We start from the raw sequence: 4,621 nt of genomic DNA, 5'->3' as shown, positions 1-4,621 counted from the left end.
GGTGGTCGCGGGATGGGTGGCATACGCGCGGGTCATCCGCGGCGAAATCCTGGCGGCCAAGACCCGCGAGTACATCCTAGGTGCACGCGCCCTCGGCGCCTCCGACGCGCGCGTGATCCGCCGCCACCTGTTGCCCAACGTGGTGACCGTGGGAATCATCTTCGCCATGTCCGACGCGGTGCTCAACATCCTGCTGGGCGGGGCGCTCAGCTTTCTCGGTCTGGGGGTCCAACCTCCTACTCCCGAGTGGGGGCTCATGATCGCGGAGGGGCGCGACTTTCTGCTCACATCTCCCGCGATGGTGCTATTCCCCGGCCTCGCCCTCCTGTGGGTAGGGGTGACGTTCAACCTTCTGGGCGATGCCCTCACTGATTACCTCCGTCCCGGAGGTTGATCGATTCCGCCGTTCGAGGTGTCTAGATGAAGGTGCTGATCTCGGCAGACATGGAAGGGACCGCAGGCATCGTCGATCGGGCGCACACCGCCATCCCCGACCGTGCCATGTTGACGGGCATGCAACACAACGCCGCCGAGTACGATTGGGCGCGACGGCTCATGACCGAGGAGGTCAACGCGGCGATCACGGGTGCCTTTCAGGGCGGGGCCACGGAGGTGTGGGTCACCGACGCCCACGGGAGCATGCGGAACCTGCTGCCGCTCGCCCTGCACCGCGACGCCAGGTACGTGAGCGGCACGCCGAAGATGCTCTGTATGCTCGAAGGGTTGGATGAGACCTTTGGCGCCGTAATGTTCACAGGCTATCATGGAAGTGCTGGGACCCCGGCCTCGGTGCTGGCCCACACCTATATCGGCATCATCCAAGATTTGCGGCTGAACGGGATCTCGATGGGCGAGTATGGGATCAATGCCGCGGTCGCAGGTCACTTTCGCGTGCCGGTGGTCCTCGTCACCGGCGACAACACGGTTGTTGCGCAAGCGCAAAGCCTGCTGGGATCCGAGGTGGTGGGCGTGGAGGTGAAGCGCGCGTTGGGGACCCACGCGGCGGTCCACCTGCACCCCGAAAAGGCCCGGGCAGCCATTAAAGATGGAGCCGCCGAAGCGGTCCGGCGCGCCGCGCGGCTCCGCCCGTATCGAGTGGCTCCGCCGATTCGGCTCGAGGTGGACATCGTGAGCCCGGACCTCGCAGATCTCGCCAGCCTGTTGCCCGGCGTGAACCGGCTCGGGCCGAGATCGGTCGGTTACGAGGGTCCTGATGTCCTCAGCGTCTTCAAGGCATGGCGGGCGTTGTTGAACGTGATGATGAGCCGCTTTCCCGTGTGACCCAGATCGAAAGAGGCGCGTAAATACGCTTTCATGATGAAGAGGAAGGACCAGTAAGCGGGAAGACGAGGTCGTGATCCTTGGTGGAGGTGAACGGATGCGTGCCGTTCGTACGAGTTCGTGGATGCTCGCGGGCCTGTGGGCGGTCGCCCTGCTCGGCCTCACGGCGACGACGCTCGCGCAGCCGATCAAGAATCCTGACGCACTGGTAGTCGTGAGGATCAGCTCACCGGAAAGCCTGGATCCCGCGTGGGCCGACGACATTTACAGTCGCGAGCCGGTCGCCTACATGATGTACGAGCCGTTGATCTTCTTCGACGGTGGCTCGACGAGTCGGTACGCTCCGATGCTCGCGACGAACGTGCCGTCCCTCCAGGATGGGACGATCTCCAAGGACCTCCGGACGTACACGTTTCACATCCGGAGCGCGGTGAAGTTCCACGACGGGTCCGTGATGACGCCGGAAGACGTCAAGTACTCGATCATGCGCTTTGCGTTGGTCGACCGGGACAGTGGAGGATCGTGGATTGTGCTCACCCCGCTCATCGGCCGAGATAGCACACGCGACGCCAGCGGCAAGCTGATCCCCACCGTGTTCGACGAAATAGATCGCGCGATTCAGGTGAAGGGTCACGATGTCGTGTTCACCCTCAAGGCCCCCTACAGCGGCTTTCTCTCGATCATGGCCTCGTTCTCGCTCGTGCACTCGAAGCCCGCGGTGGTAGGCGCCGGCGGCTGGGACGGGTCAAAGGCGGCACTGGCAAAATACAACAACCCCGCGAGCCCGGATAAGACCGAACTGTTTCAGAAAGACCTCGGCACGGGCCCCTTCCGTCTGGCCAGCTGGAACCGCTCGATCAACCAGATCGTGCTGGAACGGTGGGACGGCTACTGGCGCCCGCCCGCCAAGCTCAAGCAACTCGTCTTCAAAGTCGTGCAGGACTTTCCTGCGCGCCGCCTGATGCTGACGACCGGCGATGCCGACGTGATCGAGACGGGGTACGGCGATCTCGCGTCGGTTCGGGGCGCCGCCGGCGTCCGCATCGTCGAGAATGTGCCGCAGTTGTTCACGCAGTCCTTCTTCATGAACATGAAGATCAACCCGGAGGGTAACCCCGACATCGGCAGCGGCAAGCTGGACGGCAACGGCATCCCGCCGGATTTCTTCTCCGACATCCACGTGCGGCGCGCGATCGCATACACCTTCGACTACGGCACGTATTGGCAGACCGCCTGGAGCGGGAAGATGATCGCCGGGAACGGCCCGGTCCCAGCCGGGCTGCTCGGATACGACGTTCGCAACAAATGGTACCAGACCGACCGGGAGAAAGCCGTCGCGGAGTTCAAGCAGGCCTGGAGCGGGCAGGTGTGGGACAAGGGCTTCAAGTTCACCGAGACGTTCAACGCCGGGAACCCCCACCGAATCATCGGGACGCGCATCCTGAAAGAGAATCTGGAATCCCTGAACCCGAAGTTTCGGGTCGACATCCGTTCGCTCCCCGGCCCGAGTTACTTCCCTAACATTTCGGCGCGGAAGGGCACGCTGTATTGGCTCGGCTTCGGGGTCGATTTCGCGGACCCAGACGACTTCGTGGCGGCGTATATGCACACCGGGACGAACTACGCGCCGCAGTACGGCTACTCGAACCCCGCGCTCGATAAGCTGATCGAAGACGCGCGGACCGAGACCAATGAGGGGAAGCGGGCCGAGTTATATCGCAAGGTTCAGCAAGTCGCGTACGAAGATGTGCCGGTCGTGTACCTGGGGTACGGCACGGTCCCCGTCGTCTACCGCGACTGGGTGCACGGATGGTACACGAATGCTATGTTCTCCTTGGCGTGGTACTACTACCCGATCACGAAGCACTAGGGGCGAGGCAGCCAGGCGTCCTGAGAGAGCGAAAGATGCCGGAGAAGATCGGGCGCGTCATCCTCGATCGATTCGAGAGCCACGCCCTGCGGGGCAATCCCCACGGCGATCCGTACGTGCGGACGATTCCAGTGTACCTCCCGCCGAGCTACGACGCCTCGGGCGATCGGTACCCGGTGATCTTCTGGTGCCACGGGTTCGCGCAAACGGCGCTCTGGGGCGTGAACGGCAGCCCGGGGATACCCTCGCTCCCGATGTGCATGGACCGTATTATCCACGGGGGGGCTCCCGAGACCATCCTCGTCATGGTCGATGCTTTTACGCGCTTCGGAGGGTCGCTGTACCTCAACTCTCCTGCGAACGGCCAGTACGAGGACTACATCATCGGCGAGCTGATCCCATACATCGACCGAACCTACCGCACGAAGCCAGGGCGAGCCCACCGGGGCGTTGATGGCAAATCAAGCGGGGGGTTCGGGGCCTTGGCGCTGGCGATACGCCACCCACAGAACTTCTGCGCCGTCGCATCGCACAGCGGCGATATCTACTTCGAGGCTGCGTATCGTCCGCTGTTCTGGGAGTTCCTCAACCAGGCACACCGGGCTGGCGGTGTGGAGAAATTTCTGGACCACTACCTCGCCCTCCCGAAGCGGTACGACAGCGCCTACATCGCTGCTTTGTCGATGTGTTTCTCGCCGAATCCGGATCGTCCGCCCTACTACTTCGACCTCCCGGTCGACATCGTGACCGGCGAGTTGCTCCCCGACGTCTGGGCCCGGTGGACAGCGCTCGACCCCGTGTCGCTGGCGGAGTCGCATGCGGACGCGCTCCGGTCGATGCGGATGATCTACCTGGACTGCGGTAACCGCGATCAGTACTATCTCCACTTTGGAGCGCGTCTCCTCTCACGCAAGCTGACAAGCCTCGGCATCAAACACGAACACTACGAGTACGATGACGATCACCTGTACGTCAACTACCGGTACGTGGAGTCGTTGAGCCGGATCGCCGCCGTGATCGCGTGAACACTACATGATCCAGCGCCCGGGCTCGCGCCGGCGAGAGGAGACGCCCCGTGCGAGTTCGGTATCATAATCACGCTCGGCGCGACCGACCTGCGGTTGCGCTCACGTTCGACGACGGTCCCAATCCTCCTCGAACCGACCAGGTGCTGGACATCCTCGCAATGAAGGACGTGCGGGCGGCATTCTTCGTCATTGGAAAGTGGGCGGAACGGTTTCCGAAAGCGGTCGAGCGCATCGCCGGCGCAGGGCATGTCATCGGGAACCACAGCCACCAGCACGTCAAGGAGATTGGAGACTTCGATCGGGCAGAGGCCGCCATCACCGCGATCACCGGGAAGCCCTCCGAGTTCCTCCGGTTCCACTATCTCGACAACTTCGCGGTCGTCCTGCAATCTCCACTGGCGATGTCCCTCGAGCTCAAGATCATCTATGCTGATGTCAACCC

Annotated in this window: 5 protein-coding genes; all 5 read left to right on the top strand. The window is 63.0% G+C overall.

Annotated elements, in window-relative coordinates:
- Positions 1–394, top strand: a 394-nt coding sequence (locus tag VFP86_18705; GenBank protein HET9001679.1) for an ABC transporter permease, incomplete at its 5' end; no start/stop codon positions are given.
- Between the two features lie 26 nt (positions 395–420).
- Entirely contained in the window at positions 421–1,281 is an 861-nt protein-coding gene (locus VFP86_18700; GenBank protein ID HET9001678.1) for a M55 family metallopeptidase, read from the top strand.
- Between the two features lie 97 nt (positions 1,282–1,378).
- The gene (locus VFP86_18695) at positions 1,379–3,151 is read left to right on the top strand and encodes an ABC transporter substrate-binding protein (protein ID HET9001677.1); all 1,773 of its coding nucleotides are present in this window, start codon (positions 1,379–1,381) and stop codon (positions 3,149–3,151) included.
- A 35-nt stretch (positions 3,152–3,186) separates the two neighbouring features.
- The gene (locus tag VFP86_18690) at positions 3,187–4,176 is read left to right on the top strand and encodes an alpha/beta hydrolase-fold protein (protein HET9001676.1); all 990 of its coding nucleotides are present in this window, start codon (positions 3,187–3,189) and stop codon (positions 4,174–4,176) included.
- A gap of 50 nt (positions 4,177–4,226) precedes the next feature.
- The coding region (locus VFP86_18685; GenBank protein ID HET9001675.1) for a polysaccharide deacetylase family protein at positions 4,227–4,621 on the top strand (395 nt) is incomplete at its 3' end.

This window comes from bacterium, from assembly GCA_035703895.1.
Taxonomy (GTDB): Bacteria; Sysuimicrobiota; Sysuimicrobiia; order Sysuimicrobiales; family Segetimicrobiaceae; genus Segetimicrobium.
Note: the sequence above shows the minus strand (reverse complement) of the source record. Positions and strands in the feature narration are given on the sequence as shown.

Excerpts from the sequence above, each read along its gene's own strand:
- VFP86_18695 (HET9001677.1), top strand. The coding sequence starts at position 1,379 with ATGCGTGCCGTTCGTACGAGTTCGTGGATGCTCGCGGGCCTGTGGGCG.
- VFP86_18690 (HET9001676.1), top strand. The coding sequence starts at position 3,187 with ATGCCGGAGAAGATCGGGCGCGTCATCCTCGATCGATTCGAGAGCCAC.
- VFP86_18700 (HET9001678.1), top strand. The coding sequence starts at position 421 with ATGAAGGTGCTGATCTCGGCAGACATGGAAGGGACCGCAGGCATCGTC.